The 22132-nt window shown below is 74.6% G+C and carries 7 protein-coding genes; 6 read left to right on the forward strand and 1 reads right to left on the reverse strand.

Annotated features, from left to right (window positions below; translation table 11 throughout):
* Positions 1-44 precede the first annotated feature (44 nt).
* The 6 genes from AB0D49_RS29360 to AB0D49_RS29385 all read left to right on the forward strand — a co-directional run bounded on the left by AB0D49_RS29360 (position 45) and on the right by AB0D49_RS29385 (position 21350).
* On the forward strand, positions 45-887 hold the full coding sequence (locus AB0D49_RS29360) for an N-acetylmuramoyl-L-alanine amidase (protein WP_362762811.1): 843 nt from the start codon (positions 45-47) through the stop codon (positions 885-887).
* A 296-nt stretch (positions 888-1183) separates the two neighbouring features.
* Positions 1184-5773 carry a hypothetical protein gene (locus AB0D49_RS29365; protein WP_362762814.1) on the forward strand — a complete coding sequence of 1530 codons (4590 nt, stop codon included), beginning with the start codon at positions 1184-1186 and terminating at the stop codon, positions 5771-5773.
* A complete protein-coding gene (locus AB0D49_RS29370; protein ID WP_362762817.1) occupies positions 5770-9627 on the forward strand; it encodes a DUF6603 domain-containing protein in 3858 nt (1285 codons plus the stop codon). Before AB0D49_RS29365 ends, AB0D49_RS29370 begins: the two co-directional genes overlap by 4 nt.
* The gene (locus tag AB0D49_RS29375; protein WP_362762820.1) at positions 9624-14837 is read left to right on the forward strand and encodes a hypothetical protein; all 5214 of its coding nucleotides are present in this window, start codon (positions 9624-9626) and stop codon (positions 14835-14837) included. The genes AB0D49_RS29370 and AB0D49_RS29375 overlap by 4 nt, the downstream gene beginning before the upstream one ends.
* A 265-nt stretch (positions 14838-15102) precedes the next feature.
* Entirely contained in the window at positions 15103-19668 is a 4566-nt protein-coding gene (locus tag AB0D49_RS29380) for a hypothetical protein (protein ID WP_362762823.1), read from the forward strand.
* A 5-nt stretch (positions 19669-19673) separates the two neighbouring features.
* Positions 19674-21350 (forward strand): hypothetical protein, encoded by a 1677-nt coding sequence (locus AB0D49_RS29385; protein ID WP_362762825.1) that lies wholly within the window; start codon positions 19674-19676, stop codon positions 21348-21350.
* A gap of 41 nt (positions 21351-21391) precedes the next feature.
* On the opposite strand, the gene AB0D49_RS29390 is transcribed toward AB0D49_RS29385, so the two are convergent.
* A complete protein-coding gene (locus tag AB0D49_RS29390) occupies positions 21392-22054 on the reverse strand; it encodes a hypothetical protein (protein WP_362762827.1) in 663 nt (220 codons plus the stop codon).
* Between the last annotated feature and the right edge of the window lie 78 nt (positions 22055-22132).

Genomic DNA, 22132 nt, shown 5'->3' on the forward strand with positions numbered 1-22132 from the left:
CGTGCCGCCTGCCGGGGCTCACCGAACCGAGAGGAACCCGACCGATGAAACTGGTCACCCGTGCCCAACTGGGCTGGCCCGCCTCACAGGCACCCGCGCAGACCCGGACCAAGGGCGTCAAGGTCCACTACGAGGGCACCCCGGTCAGCACCCGGCTGCTCAAGGACCACGACGCCTGTGTCGCCGAGGTGAAGGCCATCCGGGCCTCGCACCTGGCGAACAAGAAGGAGAACTACTCCGACATCGCCTACAACTACCTCGTCTGTCCGCACGGTTACCTCTTCGAGGGGCGCGGCATCGGCAGACGGACCGGCGCCAACGGCAACCAGGAACTCAACCGCGGGCACTACGCCATCTGCTGTCTGGTCGGGTCCGAAGGGCTGACCCAGCCGACCGACGCGATGCTGACGGCCGTACGCGACGGCATCGAGCTGCTGCGGCGCAACGGCGCGGGGGACGAGATCAAGGGCCACCGCGACGGATACGCCACGAGCTGTCCGGGCGGTCCGCTCTACGCCTGGGTGGCCAAAGGCGCGCCCCGCCCCAACAGCAGCGATCCCGACGGCGGTACCAAGAAGCCGTCCGGCGGCACCGGGAAACCGTCCGTCAGTCTGGCGCGGGTGACCGCCGCCGCCCGGCGTGACCCGGGGCTGGCGCAGGGCGGGAGCACCCATCCGGCGGACGTGCGCCCGGTGGAGGCCGCGCTGAAGGCGGAAGGGCTGCTGGCCGCCGCGTACGCCACGGACGGCTCCTTCGGCTCCGTCACGGTCGCGGCCTACGCGGCTTGGCAGCGTCGGCTCGGGTACACGGGCACCGCCGCCGACGGCATCCCCGGCCGGGCCTCCCTCGCCAAGCTCGGCGCGAAGCATGGCTTCACGGTCGATTGACCGCGTGCCACAACACCGCTCCGCCGTGGAGTGACCGCGCGTCACACCGCGGAGCACCGCACCGCACCGCAGAGCACAGCACCGCGGAGCACCACCACCGCAACACACCGCGCCGACGGCACCGTCACGCCCCGTCCCGGGTCCCCGGTCGCCCGTCCCGTGCGCGGCACATCCAAGTAACGGACCAGTGCCCCGCCGTACTTCCGTACCGCGCCTCTTCCGCAACGCGCGTAGAGGCGGGTGGGAGCGGCGGCGGGCACTGCGCGGCGAGTGCCGCGTCAGAGCGTGGAGGTCCCATGGGGACTGTGGGGGGAAGCGGCGGCACGGGTGCGCCCGTACTGCCGGCGTTGGACGTGACCGCGCTGCCACTGGTGCTCGCCGGACCGGTCGTCCGGCGCGTGGACCACACCGGAGTCACCGTATGGCTGGCGCTGAAGGCACCGCGGAAAGTCACCCTGGACGTGTACGAGGGGGCCACGGGCGACCTGCCCGCGACACCCGCCCTCACCGGCACCCGGGTCACCGCCCGGACGGGGGAGCACCTGCACATCGTGGCGGTGACCGCGAAACCGCCCGCCGGTGGCACCCTCAAGGCGGGCACCATCCACCGCTACGCCCTGCGCTTCGGCGAGGACATCACCGCGCCCACCACACCCGTGCCCGGCGACGCGCCGGGACTGTTCACACCCGGGGTGGTCGCCGCCACCGGGGCCGAGGCCCGCGCCGCACTGCTCTACCAGAGCACTCCGGGCGCCCCCGACCTGCCCAGCTTCATCACCCCGGCCGACCGCCCGGCCGCGCTGCGGCTGTTCCACGCCTCCTGCCGCAAACCCCACGGGGAGGGCACCGACGCCCTGTCCATCCTGGACGAGGTGCTCGCCGCCGACGCCGGAGCGCCCGAACGCCGACCCCAGCAACTGATCCTCACGGGCGATCAGATCTACGCCGACGACGTCGCCGACGCGCTCCTGCACCTCTGCACCAGCTACGGCCGTACCCTGCTCGGCCGGGACGAGCGGTTCCGCACGCTGCCCCCGGCCAGCCAGGAGTGGCTGTTCCGGCCGGGCCGCCGCCAGGAGATGATCGCGGACGACTTCCACCTCACCACCAGCGAGGGGCGCAGCCATCTGCTGCGGCTGTCGGAGTTCCTGGCGATGTACCTCCTCGTCTGGTCGCCGACCCTGTGGCCCACCGTGTCCCCCGTGCGGTACTTCGCCGAACTGTTCCCGGAGGACTCCAGGACCCTCGGCGACCCCGACCCCACCGAGTTCTTCGGTCTGCGCACCAAACCCGCCTACAAGAAGGCCCATGAGCGGCTGACCGAGTACGTCACACAGTGCGAACGCCTCGACGTCTTCCGCTCCACCCTCGGCATGGTCCGCCGGGCGCTGGCCAACACCGCCACCTACACGATGTTCGACGACCACGAGGTCACCGACGACTGGAACATCTCCAGCCGCTGGATCAACCAGGTCTGCGGCACCGTCCACGGACGGCAGTTCCTCGGCAACGCGCTCGCCTCCTACGCGGTGTGCCAGGGCTGGGGCAACACCCCCGCGCAGTTCGCCGACGGGCCGCCCGGCGAGGCGGGCCGCGACCTGCTCGACGCCCTCGCGGCACCCGACCACACCGCCGACGGACCCGCCGCCGTCATCGCCCGCCGCGTCGGCGTCCCCACCGGGACCGACCTCGCCGGGCGGATCACCCGCCAGGACTCCTCCCTGAGCTGGCACTACGCCGCCGACTGGGCGGGACACCAGATCGTGGCCCTCGACACCCGCACCCAGCGGGTGTTCCGCGGCGGCCCCACCGACCCGCCCGCGCTGATCTTCTCCGACGCCGCGCACACCGCCATGGTGGAGACACCCGCCGACCCGGGGCTGGACAAGGTCACCCTGCTGGTCTCGCCCTGCCCCGTCCTCGGAGTGCCGATGATCGAGGAACTGGCGCAGCCCCTGGTCCGCTTCTTCCAGGGCTACGCGGGTCAGCTCGCCCAGGACTACGAGGCGTGGGGACACGATCCGCGCGCCTTCGAGAAGTTCATCGCCCGGGTCCTGGGACACGCCGCGCCCGGACCCGACGGCGTCCGCAGACGCCGGGTGATCGCCCTCGGCGGCGACGTCCACTACGCCTTCGCCGCACGGATGTCCTACCGCGCCTCCGCCCCGTACACCGGCGCACCCGGGCAGGTCCGCGGGGTGCTGGCGCAGCTCACCGCCAGCTCGCTGAAGAACCAGGCCGACGGCACGGAGCTGCTGCACGACCACGGCTTCGACCCCTCCCTCGGCCTGCCCCGCACCCGCCGGGTGGGCTGGGCCAACCCTGACGGACGGGCACTGTCCGTGGCGGTGCACGACCCCGGCGGCGCCGGAATCCGCAACGAGGTGCTGCGTGACGTGCCCGCCGTCCACCGCCTCGACACGGGGCAGTCCGTGATCAGCCCGCTGCCGGAATGGGAGTACCAGGTCGACTACTACCGGCACACCGACCCGGACCAGGAGGCCCCGCGCCCCGGTGGACCCGCCCCCGTCGCGTACCCCGAGGGCGGCGACCGCCGCGCCGCGCTGGCCCAGTACGTGCAGGCCGCCGGAAATCACGACGGCTATCTCGGCGTCTTCGGGAGCGGCAAGGAGATCGTCGGCCGCAACAACATCGGCGAGGTCCGCTTCGACTGGGGCGCCCAGGACGCCAAGTCCGTCGTCCAGACCCTGTGGTGGCGACTGCCCGGCAGCCTCAGGGGAGCACCCCTGACCCGACTCTCCGTACCCCTGGACGTCGGCGACACCGGCGGCGGCCCACCCACCCAGGAGCCATCGGCCGAACTGTACGGCGGCAATCTGCTGCGCGAAGGGGACACGGACGCCAGCACCCACGGCGGCGACCCCGCACTGACCCATGTCAGCGACCTTCAACGCGACCTCCACGAACTGGGCTTCGGCGTGGTAGGCGCCCGTGACGGCGAGTTCGGCCGGCATGTGCGCTGGGCGGTCCGTGAGGTGCAGGGGTACGGCAGGATGACCCAGGTCGCCCGGGTCGCCACCGCGGTGGTGCGGCTGGCCGGACCGATGGCCGCCGACGCGACCGACCTGACCCTGCGGGAACCCGCGACCGGGCCGCTGCCCCCGCCGCCCTTCACGGCCCGCGTCGGCGACGAGAACCTCACCGTCACGGCCGCCGACGGCACCACCTGGACGGTCGTGCGCGGCGCCGACGGCACCGGCGCCACCGCCCACCCGGCCGGTGACGCCGTCACCGTCCTGCGCGACCACCGCTGGGCCTCCGCGCTGGAGAGCGTCCCCGTCCCCGCCGAACTCCGCTTCCAGGGCCAGGTCAGCGGCGTCGTCGACACCGCCACCCGCCGACTCATCGCCCGCTGGAAGGCCCACGGCTGGCGCTGCCCGCTGGTCGTGGAGGCATGGACGCTCGACAACGCGGCCGACCCCGTCACCATCCCGCTCCTGCCCGCCACCGCCGCCCGCCCCGTCCGGCTCGCCGACAACCTCTGGCGCTGGGACGAGAACACCAACAACAGCAACACCTCACCCAGGATGTACGCGCGGGACTTCTCCACCCACTGGCCCCGCCCGGAGACCCGGCCCGCCGACAGCGGGGCGGTCGCCGACCGTACCCCGATCGGACAGCGCGTCCCCTACTACGACCCACTGGCTGCCGCCGGCGACCCCATGAGACCCATGGAGGGCCCCGTCGGACTCCCCGAACGCAGACAGACATGGTCGCCCGAGGCCGAGATCACCTCCGAGGCGCTGACCGGTCGGCCGCTGACCGACCTCGGCGCGGACACCCTGGCCACCTTCAAGGTGATCCGGGCCGTCGCCGAGGTGGAGGCACTGGGCTACTTCGACGCCGTCAACTGCTACGACCACGCCTTCGCCTCCCTGGGGCTGTGCCACTGGACCATGGGCACCCGCGTATGGCACGCCGCCAACGAGGCCGGACGGCCCGCGCGTGTCCTGTGGGAGGTGTCCGACGGCGAGCTGTGGGCCTTCTTCGCCTATCTGCGCAGCCGCGACGAGACATCCTTCCAGCGGGTGCTGGGCACCTTCGGTGTCCAGCCCGACCGGGTATGGACCGGCGACGGCCACGGCGGCACACCGGCCCTGTGGAACGCCGCGGAGCGCAAGTATGTCGCCCGCGGCACCCTCACCCGCCAGGACGGCAGCACCGCCCCGCTGCACGGTCACCCCGCCCCCGCCCCCGGAGTCACTCAGCTCTACGGCCAGTACGGCGACCACGAGTACTTCAAGCTGTGGCACTGGTACTACCGCTTCGTCATGGCGGGCCGCACCGACCCGGAACTCCACCGCGCCATGTGGGACATGGCCCGGCTGCGCCTGCGGGACCTGCGCGCCGCCGACTGGAACGGCCCCTCCGGCAGCAACTCCTTCCCGCTCCAGCCCGGCACCACGATCGGTGACGTCTTCCGCTCCGAGCGGACCGCCGCCCTGCTGCACCGCTGGCACGTCTTCTCCCCGGCGAAAGTGCTGCGTGGCACTCCGGGCCGTGCCTCGGACCGCCTCCAGCAGGTGGTCGTCACCGCCGCGACCGACTCCGGACTCACCTTCGGCCAGAACCCCGCCACCTGGACCGCCCAGCACGAAGCCGCCCTGGCCGCCGCGTTCCTGACCCGGAACCCCTGCCCCGACACCTCGGTAGCCGGCCACGAACCCCACCCGCCGAACCACCACAGCCACGACGGAACCAAGGACCCCGGCCACACCCTGCGCATGGTCCACGACTGGCCCACCTGGACCGGCGGCGACAACCCCCGCCGGTTCACCCTGCCGCTGGCCGACCTGCCCGCCGACCAGCGCACCCTGCGCACCGCCCGCGACTTCGTGCTCGACACCGAAGGGCTGCCGACATGACCCAGCACCCCGCACCCGACCCCGCGGCCCGACGGACCACGACCATCCCGGGCGCCGTGACCGACCCGGACGCCCCACTACCGGCGACCCCGGCCGCCAAGTCGCCGGTACCCGCCGCCGCGCCACCCCCGGCCGCCGAGACGCCGGTACCCGCCGCCGCCGCGCCACCCCCGCCCGCCCCCTCGGCCGCCGTCACCGCCCCCGACGCCCCGCCCCCGCCCGCCGACGGCCAGCGCGCCCTCGCCGCCGAGATCCTCCACCTGCTCGCCCCCCTCACCCAGGCCGCCGCCAACCCCATGCGGCTCGCCCGGCTGCTCGCCCGTATCGGCTGGAACCCCGCCGCCGCGGGCGACAAGGACAGCGCCGAGGTGACCGCCTGGCTGGAGAGTGTCGCGGGCGCGCTCGGCGACCTGGAGGAACTGGTCGCCCGCCCGCCGCAGGACCTCGACGGCCTCAGACGGGCACTGGCCACCATCGGCGGCGTCATCCGCCTGGTACGCCAGGCACCGCCCGCGCTCGGCGCGTTCGACCCGTCCGCCTTCGCCGAGGACGTCGTGCACGACCTCGTCACCGACTGGCTCGTCCGCCACCACCAGGTCCTCTTCCACGTCCTGGTACTGCTCGGCGTGCTGGTGCTCCCGGCCGACGCCGGACAGCAGAGCGCGATCCTCAACGAGGACGGCGAACCCGTACGCACCGGCGCCGCCCGTGCCCGGCTGCGCCCGCGGCGGCTCGCCGAACTGCTCCGCGACCCCGTCGGCACCCTGCGCGCCGACTACCTGCCCCGTGGACTCGCCGACGACCGGGCCGCGGACGAACTGGCCGCCAAGCTGCTGCCCCGGCTCGGCGCGCTGCTCAACTCCCTCGGCGCGACCGTCCTCATGGGCCTGGGGGAGACCGAGGGCACCGGCCTGGACGAGGCGTCGGTGGCGCTCGGCCGCCGGATGCTCACCCTCGCCGTACCGATCCCCACCGCTCCCGGTGTCATCGACGCGCTCGGTCTGACGCTGGGCATCTCCTCACCCGAGGCGGGCGGCCTCGGCGCCGTCCTCGTACCGCGCGGCCGGGCCACCGTGGACCAACTGCTCGGTGACGGCTGGGCGCTGCGCGGCGAACTGTCCGGCGCGGGCCCCGCCGTGGCACTCGGCCCGCACGGAGTCACCTTCACCGCCGACACCCCCGGCCGGGTCCGGCTCTTCCTCGAACTGCGCAAGGACCTGGGCACCGACACGCCCGCCCTGCTGCTGGGCAGCGCCTCCGGCACCCGGCTGGAGATCGGCGCCTTCCGCGCCTGGACCAAGGCCGAACTGGAAACCGGGGGCGCCCAGGACACCGGCGACGTCGAGATCGGGGTCGCCGCCGACCGGGCCGCCGTGGTGATCGCGGGCGGTGACGGCGACGGCTTCCTCGCCACGGTGCTGCCCGCCGACGGACTGCGGATCGAGTTCGCGCTCGGCCTCCAGTGGTCCCGGCGCAAGGGACTCGCCTTCACCGGCTCCGCGGGCCTGGACACCACCCTGCCGGTCAACGCCCGCCTGGGCCCGTTCGAGCTGCTCGCCGTCCATCTGAAGCTGAGCGCCGGAACCGACCAGCGGATCGAGGCCGACGTCACCGCGACCGCCCGCCTCGACCTGGGCCCCGTACTCGCCACCGTCGAACGGCTCGGCCTGGACGCCGGACTGACCACCGAGGACGGCAACCTCGGCCCCGTCGGGCTCGGCGCGGGCTTCGCACCGCCCAAGGGAGCGGCCCTCGCCGTCGGCGCCGGACCGGTCACCGGAGGCGGCTACCTCTTCTTCGACCAGGACAAGGAGGAGTACGCGGGCGTCCTCGCCCTCCAGTTGGAGAGCGTCTCCCTGAAGGCCGTCGGCCTGCTCACCACCAGGATGCCCGACGGCGCGGACGGCTTCTCCCTGCTGATCCTGATCTCCGCCGAGTTCACCCCGGTCCAGCTCGGCTTCGGCTTCACCCTGAACGGTGTCGGCGGACTCATCGGCATCAACCGGTCCGTCTCCGTGGACACCCTGCGGGCCGGAATCCGCAGCCGCGCCCTGGACTCCCTGCTCTTCCCCCGCGACCCGCTCGCCCGCGCCCCCGAGATCGTCGCCACCCTCGGCGCCGTCTTCCCGCCCACCCCCGGACGGCATGTCGTCGGCCCCATGGCCCGCATCGGCTGGGGCACCCCGACCCTGCTCACCATCGACCTCGGGCTGCTCCTCGAACTGCCCACCCCGGTACGGCTGATGCTGCTCGGCAGGCTGCGCATGGCACTGCCCACCGAGGCGAGCGCCGTCGTGGCGATCCACATGGACGTCCTCGGCGTCATCGACTTCGAGCGCGGCGAGGCGTCCGTCGACGCCACCCTCTACGACTCCCACCTCGCCGCCTTCGCGCTGACCGGGGACATGGCGCTGCGCGCCCGCTGGAAGGGCAAGGCCACCTTCGCCCTCTCGGCGGGCGGCTTCCACCCCCGCTTCCAGCCCCCCGAGGGCTTCCCCGCGCTGCGCCGACTCAGTCTGTCCCTGCTCAGCGGCGACAACCCCCGGCTGCGGCTGGAGTCGTACTTCGCGCTCACCTCCAACACCGTGCAGTTCGGCGCCCGGCTGGAGCTGTACGCGGCGGCGCTCGGCTTCAGCGTCGACGGTCAGCTGGCCTTCGACGCCCTGGTGCAGTTCGAACCGTTCGGCTTCCAGGTGGACATCACGGGCCGCCTCGCCCTCAAGCGCGGCAGCCGCACCCTGATGGGCGTCGGGGTCGCCGTCGCCCTGTCCGGGCCGACGCCCTGGCACGTCCGGGGCAAGGCCCGCTTCGAGATCCTGTTCTTCACCGCCGAGATCAGCTTCGACCGCACCTTCGGCAGCCGGGCCGCCCCGACCGCCCTGGCGGAACCGGTCGATGTGGCAGACGGCGTGGAGAAGGCCCTCGCCGACCCGCGCAACTGGACCGCCCAACTGACCGGCGCCGGACGGACCGTCGTCACCCTGCGTGAACTGCCCTCGACCGAAGGCCAGTTGATCGTGCATCCGCTCGGCGGGCTGGCCTTCACCCAGCGGTTCGCCCCGCTCGGCATCACCATGGACCGCTTCGGCAACGCACCCATCAAGGGCCCGCGCAGGCTCGACCTGGACCCGGAACTGACCGTCACCGACCCCGCGGGCGGCACGCCCCGGACCGTACGGCTCGCCCCGACCCGGGAGTACTTCGCCCCCGCCCAGTTCCTCGACCTGTCCGACGACGAGAAGATCGCGGCGCCCTCCTTCGAGAGCCTGATCGCCGGGGCCACCGCCGACGGGGCGCTCGCCCGCGCCCGGGAGCGGACCGGGGTGTTCGCCTCCCCGATCCGCTACGAGGAGGTCTTCGAGGACGGCGCCCACCGGGGCACCGCCCCCGCCGCAGCACCGGTCGGCCGGGCGGGGCTGCGTGTCGCCGCCGCGCCCGCCGCCCGCGCCGCGACCCGCCGCACCGGCCCCGGCCGCTTCGCCGCCGCCCCACGCGGACTCGGCCTGCGCGACACGGGCTGGGTCGTCAGCGACGGGACGGCGGGGTGGGGGACCGATATCGGCGGGACGGTCGGTGCCCGCCCGCGCGACACGGGCTGGGTCGTCAGCGACGGGACGGCGGGGAAGGGGACGGACATCGGCGGGACAGCCGGTGCCGGCACGGCTGGCGGGGGAACGGACACCGGCGGGACAGTCAGCGCCGGGACCGTGAGCGGACCGACCTCCGGCGAGCGACTCCCCTCCCGAGCGGCAGCCACCGGCACCACCTGGACCGAAGCCGCCGAACTGCGCCGCGCCAGCACCGCCCCCGGCCCGCGCATCACCACCGACACCCGCACCGGAGGCCCCCGTTGACCGGCCTGACCTTTCTCTCCTGGACCCGTGAGGGCCTGGCCGCGGCGGGCGGAACCCCCGACCCCACCACGGGCCCCATGCCCGCCCGCACCACCGTCACCCTGCGCCCCCGCCTCACCGGCCGCGCCCCCGTCGATGTCACCGCGCGCCTACTGGGACCCGGTGACGTCACCGGCCTCGACCCCGCCCAGATACTGCGCTGCTCCCCCGCGCCGGACACCGCCGACGCCGAACCGCACCTCTTCCCCGCCGTCGAGTTCGACCGCCCCGACCTGCCCTGGATGTTCACCCCGGCCGCCGCCACCGCCGAAGGCCGACTGCGCCCCTGGCTGGTCCTGGTCGTCCTGGAGGCGGAACGCGCCGAGTTGCTGCCCGGCGGCGGCGGACTGCCCCAACTCGTCTGCGCACGGGCGGACCTGCCCGACCTCGCCCAGTCCTGGGCCTGGGCGCACGCCCAGGTCACCACCGACGACGGCGCCGGGGACACCGACGTCGACCGGCTGCTGGCCGAGGAACCCGACCGCACCCTGTCCCGGCTGCTGTGCCCGCGCAGACTGCGCCCCAGCACGCGGTACCTCGCCGCCGTCGTCCCGGCGTTCAAGGCGGGCAGGCTCGCCGGGCTGGGACGGCCCGTCCCGGACGGCGACCTGATGCCCGCCTGGCCCGACCCGGAGGAACCCCGGACCCAGACCACCGTGGACCTGCCCGTCTACCACCACTGGTCGTTCACCACCGGCCTGGACGGCGACTTCGAGTCCCTGGTGCGCCGACTCGTCCCACGGGCCCTGCCCGGCGACATCGGCACCCGCCCCATGGACATCGGCGACGCCGGGCACGGACTGCCCGCCCTGCCGCCCGGACACCCCGGCCGCACCCTCGACCTGGAGGGCGCGCTGCGCTCCGCGGGGACCGACCCCCGGCCCTGGCACGGGGAGACCGCCGCCGCCTTCCGCGCCGCCTACACCACCGCCCTGGACGCGGGCCACGACGGCACCGAACTGACACCGCCCCTCTACGGCGGGGCGCAGGCAGGCGTGCGGAACCTGCCGTCACCGCAGGCCGGGCCCACCTGGCTGCGTCAGCTGAACCTCGACCCCCGGCACCGGGTCGCCGCCGCGCTGGGCGCCGAGGTGGTCCGCCGGCACCAGGAGGAACTGGTCGCCGCCGCCTGGGACCAGGCGGCCGAGGTGCGCCGCGTCAACGAGACCCTGCGCCAGGGCCAGTTGGCCCGGACCGTCGCCGACAGCCTCCACCGCCGTATGCCCGGCGCCGCCGCGAGCGGCAGTCCGGCCGCCGACGACCGGCTCGACGCCCGGATGCTCCAGATGACCACCGCCGTACGCGCCGCCGTCGGCTACGGCCAGGGCACCGCCGCCGGGGAACTGGCCCGTAACAAGGAGGCCGCCGCCGCGATGGAGCCCGCCCTGCGTCGGCTGATGCGGCCCGGCGGACCGCTCGCCCGCCGCGCGGCCCCGACCGGAACCGTCCCCGCGTCCGCCGACACCGCGGCCACCGAGCTGGCCGCCTCGCTGGCCCGGCGCACCACGCAGGCCGTGCCCGATCTGACCACTCCGGCGGGGACGGTGGGCGTGGAGGACGTGGCGGGCCAGGAGAAGTTCGAGGGGCTGACCCCGAACCGGCTCCTCACCCGTTCCTGGGAGACCGCCCCCACGGGTCCCCAGGAGACCGTGCCCTCCGACTACGTGACGATCCGCTGGGCGGGCGCCGCGATGCCCAACCGGGTGTTCGTGGTCACCCCCGACGGACGGCTGATGTCCCGGGTCACCCAGGCGGGCGTGCCCGGCTGGGTCGACCACGGCAGACCGCCCGGCACCACCTGCGCCACACCGCCGGTCGCCGTGCGGGACCTGCATGTCTTCGTGGTGGGCGCCGACGGACGGCTCTTCCAACTGCACTGGGCGGGCGACCAGTGGATCTGGCTGACCCACGGCCTCGCCCCGGGCAACCGGGCGCTGCGTACGGGGGAGGGGCGGTTCGACACGGCCGTGCGGTACCAGCCGGACACCACCGCCCACCCCCACCAGGCCGTCTACGCGGCCGACGAGGCGGGCATCCTGTGGGAGCTGACCGGCAGGGGCACCAACTGGTCCTGGCGCAATCTGGGCTCGCCGGGCGGCGCCGGGATCACCGGCGTCCGCACCGTCTCCGACCGGCAGCTCCACCTGGTCGACAGGAAGGGCAAACTGCTCCGGCTGACCTACAACGGCACCTCCTGGGCCACCACCCACCTCGACGCCCCCGGCGCCGGGTTCACCCCCGACCGCGGTGTGCCCGTCCCCTGGGGCGTCTACGAGTACGGCGTCGACACCAACGGCACCCTGCATCTCGGCGTCCACATGGTGATGAACCAGACGCTGTGGATACCCGCCGAGGACGCACCCCGAATCTCCCGCCTGGCGGGCATCGGCCACGACGGTCAGATCCTGCTGTCCACCACCGATTCACGGGTGATCACCTGGGGCGAGACGAGCACCGTCGTCGGCGGCGGCTACGCCCCCGTCTGGGGCTACCAGCAGAGCCTGCCCATCGCGGTGTACGGCTCCCAGGTGCACGCCGCGGGTGATGGACAGCTGCTGGCCATCGACCGGGCCGGGGACAACACCTGGCGCCAGCTCGGACGGCCCACGTCCGGTGGCATCGGCGACCCCGCCGCCCCACCTCCGCGGCATATCCGCTGGCGTCCGCCGCTGGGCTTCCTGTCCCATCTGCTGATCGGTCATGTGGACGCCCCGGACGGCCCCAACCTGCCCTATCTGCGGGTCGGCCGGTCCACCGACTTCGACGCCAAGGTCCGCGGCGGCTGGCAGACCAAGCCCGCGCTGACCGGCCGTATGACGGCCGACATCACGCAGGGGTTCGGTATCGCCACCGCCGATCTGAACCGCTCGGGCCGCCCCGACGCGCTGATGTTCTGGATCGAGGAGTTCGACCACAGCGGTCATGTCGGGAACTTCGGCCGCTATCTCATCGCCCGCGACCTCGACACCAACGGCGACCCGGCCGCGTGGATCGGCCCGGTCACCATGCCCACCCCGATGTCCACCCCCACCACAGCCAGCGGCGGCCTCACCGAGACCGTCCATGTGCTGGCGGGCAGCTGCACCCTCGCCGACCTCGACGGCGACGGCAACCAGGAACTCCTGGTCGCCTACCTCGGCGGCATCAAGGGCAACCGGCGGCTGTTCCTGCGGATCGGCTGGAACATCGACCCCGACACCGGCATCGCCCGTGGCGGCTGGGCCGACTCCGAGGAGATCCCCTGGCCCGGCAGACCGTCCGACAGCGCCCCCGTCGTCGCGGCCATGGACATCGCCGTCGCCGACCTCAACCAGGACCTACGGCCCGAACTGCTGGTGATGCTCATGGAGAAGACCCCCGACGGGGTCCGCGGCACCTACCGCATCGGCTGGGACATCAACGCCCGCGGCCGGATCACCGGGACCTGGGGCAACACCCGGGACATCCCCGGCACCTACGCCGCCGTCGCCGGGGCGGGCATCGCCGTCGCCGACTTCAGCGGCTCCGAGAAACCCGACCTCGCCGTACTCGTCCTGGAGGACGGCCCCACCGCCAACTCGGCGAGCTACCGGGTGGGCTGGGACATCCAGGGCACCGGCACCGCCCGCTCCTGGTCGGCCCCCGTCCCCGCCGACGCCGGGTCCTGGTACGGCTGGGTCAACCAGGGCGCCGGACTGGCCCTGGCCGACCTGCCCGGCACCGTCGCCGACCGCCGCGCCGACATCACCCGTACCTTCCGCGCCGCCGCCACCCGGCACCAGAACGCCCTGCTCACCGCCCAGTCCCGGGCCGACCGGGAACGCGAACCCGAGGTACGGCTGCGCCAGCTCGCCGACGCCGTACGCCGGGCCACCGACCCCGAACACGCCGTCACCGCCCGGGTCACCGCCCGGATCGACGGCGCCGACCTGGCAGGAGCCGGACTGCCCGACCCGCTCGGCCCGCTGCTCGTCCCGCCGTCCTTCGCCCAGCCCCTGGCCGAACTCCTCACCGGCCTGGGCAGCGACCATCTGCTGCCCGGCGTCCAGCACATCCCACCGGACACCGTCACCCTGCTGCGCGCCAACGGACCCTTCATCGAGTCCTTCCTCGCCGGAGCCAACCACGAACTCGGCCGTGAACTGCTGTGGCGGGAGTTCCCCACCGACCGGCGCTCCACCGCCTTCCGGCACTTCTGGGACGCGCGCGGCACCACCGAACCCGGCGAGGAGGCGCCGGACGTCCCCCCGATGCGCGCCTGGGGACGCTTCAGCCGCCTCGGCGAGACCCTGCGCCGCCCGCCCGGCGGCGACGACGCCGTGGTGCTGCTGGTCCGCGGCGATGTCGTACGGCGCTTCCCGTCGCTGGGCCTGCACGCCCGCCGCGCCCTGCCCCCGGCCGTCCCCGGCGGCCCCCGCAGACCGGGGGAGCAGCGGCTCGACCCGGTGTTCGCCGGGGAGATCGGCGCGGACATCCTGTTCCTCGGCTTCCCCCTCACCGCCGCCCAGGCGCTGGGCTCGGACACCGACCCCGGCTGGTTCTTCGTCTTCGAGGAGCACGCCACCGCCCCGTCGTTCGGCCTCGACAACCCGCCGGACGGCGCCCGGCACGGACAGGCCCCGCAGACCTGGCAGGACGTCAGCTGGGCGTCCGTCACCCGCAGCGCCGACGACCTGGAGTCACTGATCCACCTGGGCGTCACCGTCCCCTTCGGCACCGGCGCCCGTCCGCTGTACCCCGGCGCCGACCGGCCCGAGGTGTCCTGGGGCCGCAACGCGGCGGCCGTCGCCCACATCACGCTCCAGCAGCCGGTCCGGGTCGCCCACCACGCCTCCGCGCTGCTGCCGGTGCACGGCCCCGGACTGCGGATCAGCCACGTCCGCACCCGGGTCCCCGGCGGCGACCGGTCCTTCGTCCGGGAGATCGCCGGACGGCACCCGGACGGGCGTTGGTGGCGGATGACCCGCGCGGAGGCGCTCACCGCCCTCGACGGCCGCCAGGCGCTCTACGTCGAGAGCACACCCGGCCACCGGGTCACGGTCACCGCCGTCGCCGACGGCCAGGGCGGACGGTACCTGCGGGCCGCGCCGGACGCGGAGCGCGACGACAATCTGCTCAGCCTGCCGGACATCCCGGACGAGGCGTACGCGACGGTGCCGGCGGCGCCGGGTGCCGCGCGGTCGGGCATGTAGGGGCGCGGCCGGGACCTGTATTCGGGGGCCCCATACCCGGAGCCCGTGGCCCGGCCTCGTAGCCGGACCCCGCGCTCGCGGCCCGCGCCCGCAGCTCGTGGCAGGCACCCGTCACCCGTGCCCCCCGCCGCATCCCTCCAGCCCGCCCGCTTCCTGACACCCGCTTCCTGACACCTGCCTCCTGATGTCCGCTTCCTGACGCTCGCTTCCTGACACCTGCGTCCCGCCACCCGCTTCCCGACCCCCGCCTCCTGGACGGACCACGATGACCACACCGCCGCCACCCGCCTGGACGCTCACCACCGCACTGCCCGTGGTGCTGCTGCCGGTCCGGCTGGAGACCCGCTTCACCGCCACCGAACTGCTCGTCCGGATCTATCCCGACGAACTCCACATCGACACCCACGAGCCCGAGCTGACCGCCGACGAGGAACTGCACGGCCGCCGCTACTGGCAGGGCGTGTGGGACGCCCGGGGTGACGGACCCGCCGAGGACGCCGCCTGGGCCGAACTCGCCGCCCGTTTCGGCCATGAACGCGCCGGCTGGATCGCCCGGGTACGGGAGCCGGTCAACCCGGCCCAGCAGCCCGCCCCCGGACGCCCGGCCGCCGCCCCGCAGTTCCCGCCGTCCGGGACGCCGCGCGCCGCGAGCTGGACCCGCCGTCCGCTGGCCCGCGCGCTGCCCACCCGCTGGTACGTCGTCGGCCGCCCCAAGGACCCGGCCGCCCCCGTCGTCACCCGGATCACCAGCCGCGTCGGCGGTCCGGCGGGCGGCCCGCTGCCGGTCGGCCCCGCGCCCACCGCCGACCTGGAGCACCTCGACCCCGCCGCACCGCCCACCGACGACGCCACCCGCTGGCTGATCGACTTCGCCGCCGCCGAGGCCGTCGGCATGGCCGTCCGGCTGCCGCGCGGCGACGGGTACGCCCAACTCCTCGTCCACGGAGTCCAGGAGACCGACCCCAAGGACGCCACCGCCGAACTCGGCGCCCTGATCGAGGCGCAGTACCACACCCGGGGCCTGGGATACGTGCCCGCGGGCGCCCCCACCAACAACACCTCCACCGCCACCTCCCGCTACAGCCGCAGCGACCCCGCCACCGGCGACAGCTACCGGGTCCGGCACAGCGACACCCAGCCCACCGACGCCGACACCAACGCCGTCACGCTCACCCGGGCGCTCGGTCTGCCGCTGACCGGCGCGGGACGCCCCGCACCGCTGGCCCGCGCCCGCGACGGCCGCCGCCGCGACCAGGCCGCCGTCCGCGACATGACGACCGCGCTGTGGGGCGCCACCTGGGGCTACTTCCTCAACCAGTTCGGCGAGGACCGCTTCTCCGAGAACAGCGTGCGCGGCGCCCGCGAACACGCCCGCCAGTACCTGCGCCCCGGCGGCCCGTTGCCCGCCCTGCGGATCGGCAGCCAGCCGTACGGACTGCTGCCGGTGCTGGACCTGGCCCGCTGGACCGACACCGAGGGCACCTCACTCGGCCTCCTGCGGCTCGACCCTGCCGTCCCCGGCTTCCTGCGCACCTTGCGCGCCCGGATCTGGTCGCCGTCCGCCGCCGACCCCCGGGCGGTACCCCGGATCACCCGGGGCGCCGCCGCCCAGGGCACCGTCGCCGAGATCCTCGCCATGGCGCCGACCGCCCGCCGCGTCCACGCCCGCAGCGCCCTCGGCACCGACTACGTCACCGCCCTGTGGCGCTTCGGCCCCCTGGAACTCAGCGACGAGTGGCGCACCGGACTGGCCGCCGAGATGCGCGGCCTCGCCGCCCGGCTCGGCCTGCCCGACTGGGAGTTCGGACCCGGCCGGGTCCTGTACGCCAAGGACGCCTGGCCCCTGGACCAGCCATGGGTCGTCGCCCCCGAGAACACCCCCGGCGGCACCCCCGCCGCCTATCTCGCCGCGCTCGGCGCCCCCCTGGAGCCGCCCGCCTGGGCCCATGTCCCCGGCCCCGCCGACCGGGGGAACCTGCCCTGGGCCCGCTGGTGGCACGACCTCGGCGGCGACCCCCGCACCACCCCGCTGCTCTACCGCCTCGCCCGGCACTCCCTGCTCGCCGAGTACGCCCGCGCCATCGACCTGGTCCTCAACACCCCGGCGGCCGAGCGGCGCGAGGCGGAGGTCGTCGACACCGACCGCCACGACGCCACACCGACCCTGTGGCGCCGCGCCGCCCGCCCGCGCCCCGGCACCACCATGACCGCGGCCGACTTCCTGTGGAGCCCGCAGGCCCGGACCCGACCCGAGGCGGGCCCCCTGCACCACACGGTGCAGGCCCTCCAGGACCTGGCCCCGCTGCCCGCCGAAGACCTGGAACGGCTCCTCGCCCAGCACCTGGACGCCACCTCCCACCGGCTCGACGCCTGGATCACCTCCCTCGCCACCCGCCGCCTCGCCTGGCTGCGCCGCCCCGGCACCCCCCAGGGCTGCCACGTCGGCGGCTACGGCTGGCTCCTGGACGTCACCCCCCGCCGCACCGCCCCGGCGGAGCTACCGCCCGAGCGGCGCCCCGAGGGCGAGCGCACCGACCCCCTGGCCCCGCCCGGCGCCACCACCCCCTGGAAGCTGTACGCCGCCACCGACACCGCCGGACCCGTCCACGCCCCCTCCCTCGCCCAGGCCACCACCGGCGCCGTGCTGCGCGCCGCCCAGCGCGCCCACGGCGACACCCCCGACGCGCCGACCGCCGTCGACCTGCCCTCCGCCCGCGCCCGCGCCGCCGTCTGGCTCCTCGACGGAGTCCGCCAGGGCCAACCACTCGGCGCGCTCCTCGGCTACCGCCTCGAACGGAGCCTCCAGGACCATCCGCTGCGCACCCTCGCCTCCTGGACGGACCGCTTCCGCGCCCTCGCCCCGACCACCGCGACCCAGGTCGGCCACGACGGCACGGTCAGCGAGAGCGATGTCTCCCACGAGATCACCGACGGCCTGCGCGTCCACCGGCTGCGGTCGGCGGGCCGACTCGACCTGGTGAAGGACCTGGGAGTCCCCGCCACCGCCACCGGTGAACTCGCCGCACTGAAGGCCGTACTGGACGAACTGGACGACCTGGTGGACGCGGTGGCGGACACGCTGCTGGTCGAAGGCGTCCACCAGGCCGCCCAGGGCAACCCGCTGCGCGCCGGAGCCACCCTCGACGCCATGGGCAACGGCGAGGCACCGCCACCGGAGCTGGAATCCCTGCGCACCCCGCGCAGCGGCGACGCGGTCACCCACCGGGTGATCGTCCTCCTGCCCGACTCCGCCCCCGAGGACACCGGCCCGCTTACCGGAACGCGTGCCCTTGCCGACTCCGCCCCCGAGGACACCGGCCCGCTCACCGGGACCCGGGCCCTTGCCGACTCCGCCCCAGTGGACACCGGCCCGCTCACCGGGACCCGCGCCCTCGCCGAACCCGCCCTCGACACCTGGCTCACCACCCTCCTCCCCGACCTGACCACCCTCGACTGCCGGTTCACCACCACCGACGGCACGACCCGCGCCGTCCCGCTCACCGGACTCCCGCTCACCCCACTGGACTGGCTCGCCCTGGCCCTGGACCCCGACACGCTCCCCGGCTCCGACCTCGAACGCCATCTGCTGCTGCACGCCGAGACCACCCTCACCCCCACCGACCCCCGCCTCACCGCAGTCGACCCCGGCGACGAGAACCTGACCCTCCTCCTCGAAACCGTCCGCGCCGCCCGTGACCTGCTGCGCTCCGCACGACCCCTGCGCACCCAGGACCTGGCCCTCCCCGAGACCGTCGACCCCGAAGCCACCGAACCGGCCGACCCACGACTCCCCGCCCGCGCCACCGCCGTACTGCACCGCACCCGGCGGATCGCCACCGACCTGGCCACGGGCACCGCGCCCCACCGCCACCACGCCCTGCTCGCCGCGAACCTGCTCGGCATCCCCGCAGCCGCCCCACCGCTGCCGCCCCGCCCCGGCGCCCCCGCCGTCGAGACCGAGGCGCACGCCCGTCACCTGGCCGACCTCGCCGACGCCGTCGCCCCTGAACTGACCCGCCGCCTCGACACCGCCGCCGCCCTCGACGCCGCCCGCTCGGCCGGTGACCTCACCGACCAGGACTGGGCCCGGCAGACCCTCACCGCCCTCCTCGGCACCGACCTCGTCCTGCTCCCGTCCTTCCCCGCCCCCGCGCCGGGCCCGCTGACCGACTCCCTCGCCCACGCCGACACCCTCTTCGCGGGCGACCCGCACGCCCCGGCGGGCTGGCTCACCCAAGTCGGCCGGGTACGCCGCGGCGTGGAACGGCTGGTCACCACCCTCGGCTACGCGGAAGCCCTGGAGACCGGCGACGCGCTGACCGCCGCCGTCGCCCAGACCCCCTACACCGCCCACCCCGAACCCGGCCGGGCACCGGACCGCTGGGCCGCCCTCCCGTCCGCCGACGGCGGCAGCCCCGGCCCACGCCTCTCCCTGGTCCTGCACCACCCCGGCGGCACCCCCGCCGACCTGCTCGACGGCACCCTGCGCGGACTGGTCGTCGACGAGTGGACCGAGGTGATCCCCCGCTCCCGGCAGACCACCGGAGTCGCCCTGCACATCGACGCCCCCGACGCCGCGCCCCCACAGGCGGTCCTCCTCGCCGTACCCCCCGACACATCACCACTCTGGACGCCCGAACTGCTGGGCGCCACCGTCGAGTCCGCCCTCGACCTCGCCCGGCTGCGCGCCGTCGACCACGAGGCCCTGCACCCCGACAACCCCACCGCCGTGGCCGACATCGGCCAGCTCGCCCCCGCCGCCCTCCTCGCCATGAACACGGTCGTCGAGGACGCGGTCGCCACCGACTTCACCCGCGGCCTGACGAGGTAACCACCATGTCTTCGATCACCAGTTGGACCCGGCTCGAACCCCGCGCCCGCACCGGCGACCTGCGCCCCTCCCTGGAGGGTCAGGTCCACGACCCCGCCTGGATGCTGGCCCGCCAGTGGCAGCTCGGCGAGTTCCTCGGCGACGACGCGGGCAGCCCCGTATGGGTCCGCGTCCGCGGCCACGCTGACCGGATCACCGCCTACCGCCCCGGCCCCGCCTCCGGCCCCGGCACCCCCTACGACGGCACGACACCACTGGAGGCCCTGGTGGAGGCCGAGCCCGGCGGCCCCCGCTCCACCACCGGCGACCTGCGCGCCGGGGCGGAGGCCGGACAGCACCTCCTGCGACTCCTGCGCGCCGCCGTCCCCGCCGACCGGGTCGCCGAGGCCCTGCCCCTGCTGCTGGACGACTACCCCCTCGGCCTGCTCGACACGGCCACCGCGGACCCGGCGACCCACCGCTACCTCTCCGTACTGCGCGGCCGGGTCCCCGACGGCCACGGCATCGCGTACTCCCTGCACGCCAGTCCCGTCCCGTCCGACGAACCCGGGTGGGGCCTGCCCCCCGAGGCCGGACCGGTCCTGTCGACATGGCTCGCCTGGTACGACGCCCGCCATCTCACCGCCCCCGAGGGCCCCCAGACCTGGGACCCGCAGCGCCTGGAACACCGCTTCTCGCTCGGTGTGAAGATCGGTGTGAAGGGAGACGGCCACGAGACCACGCTCATCGCCCCCGCCTACCAGGGCGGCACCCTGGACTGGACCGACTTCACGATGACCGGCCCCACCGGCCTCGCCCCCACCCCCGACCGCGAACCACTGCTCAGCACCACCTTCCCCGCCCCGGTGACCTTCCCCGGCATGCCCGCACGCCGCTACTGGGAGTTCGAGGACGCCCGGGTGGCCCTGGGCGGCGTCGAGGCCGCCCCGTCCGACCTGGCCCGCATGGTGGTCGCCGAGTTCGCCACGGTCTACGGCAACGACTGGTACCTGGTCCCGCTGGACGTCCCGGTGGGCTCGTTCACCACCCTCACCTCGGTGGTCGTCGGCGACACCTTCAGCTCGGCGCTCGGCGGCCCGACACTGCTACCGGCCCCCGGCACGGGCAGAGGCGACGCCCACTGGTCGCTGCACTGCCTGAGCACCGTCCACGGCACCCGGGGCGCGGGCCTGTTCGTCCCACCCATGACCGTCGGCACACTGGAGAGCGAACCCATCGAGGAGGTGCTCCTCGCCCGGGACGAGGACGCCAACCAGGCATGGGCGGTGGAACGCAGAGTCCCCACCCCGATCGGCACCCCTCTGGACCGCACACGCATCACACCGACCGCCCCCGCACCCCCCGAGGCCCTCACCTACCGCCTGCGGACCGACGTCCCCGACCACTGGCTGCCCCTCCTGCCCATCGAACTCCACCCCGGCGCCCACCGACTGCGCCTGGCCCACCTGGACACCCCCGACGGCATCCCCGTCCTCCCACTGGGCCGCTTCCTCAACCCCGGACCACCCACGCCCTACGACCTCTACACCGAGGAGGTCCCCCGCGAGGGCATCACCCTCACCCGCACCGTCCAGTACGCCCGCACCTCCGACGGCCGCACGGTCACCTGGACGTCCCGCCGCGCCCGCCCCGGCCGCGGCGGCACGTCCTCCGGCCTACGCTTCGACCAGATGGAAGGCTGAGCCATCTGGATAGATGGCTGGCTGACCGTCCCGCCCCCGTGTCACCCCCCGAGCTTGGCCTTGACGTCGGCGACCTCGGGACCGGTGTCCGTGCCCGGCAACTCCCACTCGTGCTCCGCCTCCGTACCGTCCGTGTAGACGAGCCTGCCGCCCTTCGCCTGCGCGGGGGTGAGGTCGAAGACCCGGGCGCGGACGGCGGTGTCGTCCGGCTGGATGGCACCGGAGGCGGGATACCCGTCGAGCGAGACCTGCCCGGCACTGCCCCCACCAGCGGCGACCACTGAACCATCCGCCCCGACCCACTGCCAGCCCCCGCCCGGCGCGGGCTCCTCGTCGGCCGGGTTCGCGCTCAACGACGTCTCGGTCAGCACGACGACCGCGAAGACCCCGTTCTGCGGCGCGACTCCACCGCCCTGCGCCCCGTACACGACGGTCGTCGGCGTGATCTCCAGAATGCCGATGGTCCCGGCTCCGACGGTACGCGCGGGCTCCCCCAGATCCCCGACGCCGGACGCGGCGCTGGCACTCGGCGTGGGGCTGGACGTGGACGTGGGCGAGGGCGAGGGCGAGGGCAGCGGGTGGCTGGCGGACGGAGACGGCTTGGTGTCTCCACCGTCACCGTCGTCCTCGAGCCCGGTCTCACAGGCGGTCAGGGCCAGACAGGCGGCGGTAACGAGACCGACGAGAAGCGGAGTTCTGCGCATGATGTCCCCCCAGGGATTCGTTGGGCAGGGGGACCGTAGCGCCCACAGGCACCGCACAGGAGCCCCGTGGCAGAGGCG

Source organism: Streptomyces sp. NPDC048290 (genome assembly GCF_040652095.1).
Lineage (GTDB): Bacteria > Actinomycetota > Actinomycetes > Streptomycetales > Streptomycetaceae > Streptomyces.

Bases quoted from the DNA above. Each gene is read 5' to 3' on its own strand.
- AB0D49_RS29360 (WP_362762811.1), top strand. From the start codon at position 45: ATGAAACTGGTCACCCGTGCCCAACTGGGCTGGCCCGCCTCACAGGCA.
- AB0D49_RS29365 (WP_362762814.1), top strand. From the start codon at position 1,184: ATGGGGACTGTGGGGGGAAGCGGCGGCACGGGTGCGCCCGTACTGCCG.
- AB0D49_RS29370 (WP_362762817.1), top strand. From the start codon at position 5,770: ATGACCCAGCACCCCGCACCCGACCCCGCGGCCCGACGGACCACGACC.
- AB0D49_RS29380 (WP_362762823.1), top strand. From the start codon at position 15,103: ATGACCACACCGCCGCCACCCGCCTGGACGCTCACCACCGCACTGCCC.
- AB0D49_RS29385 (WP_362762825.1), top strand. From the start codon at position 19,674: ATGTCTTCGATCACCAGTTGGACCCGGCTCGAACCCCGCGCCCGCACC.
- AB0D49_RS29390 (WP_362762827.1), bottom strand. From the start codon at position 22,054: ATGCGCAGAACTCCGCTTCTCGTCGGTCTCGTTACCGCCGCCTGTCTG.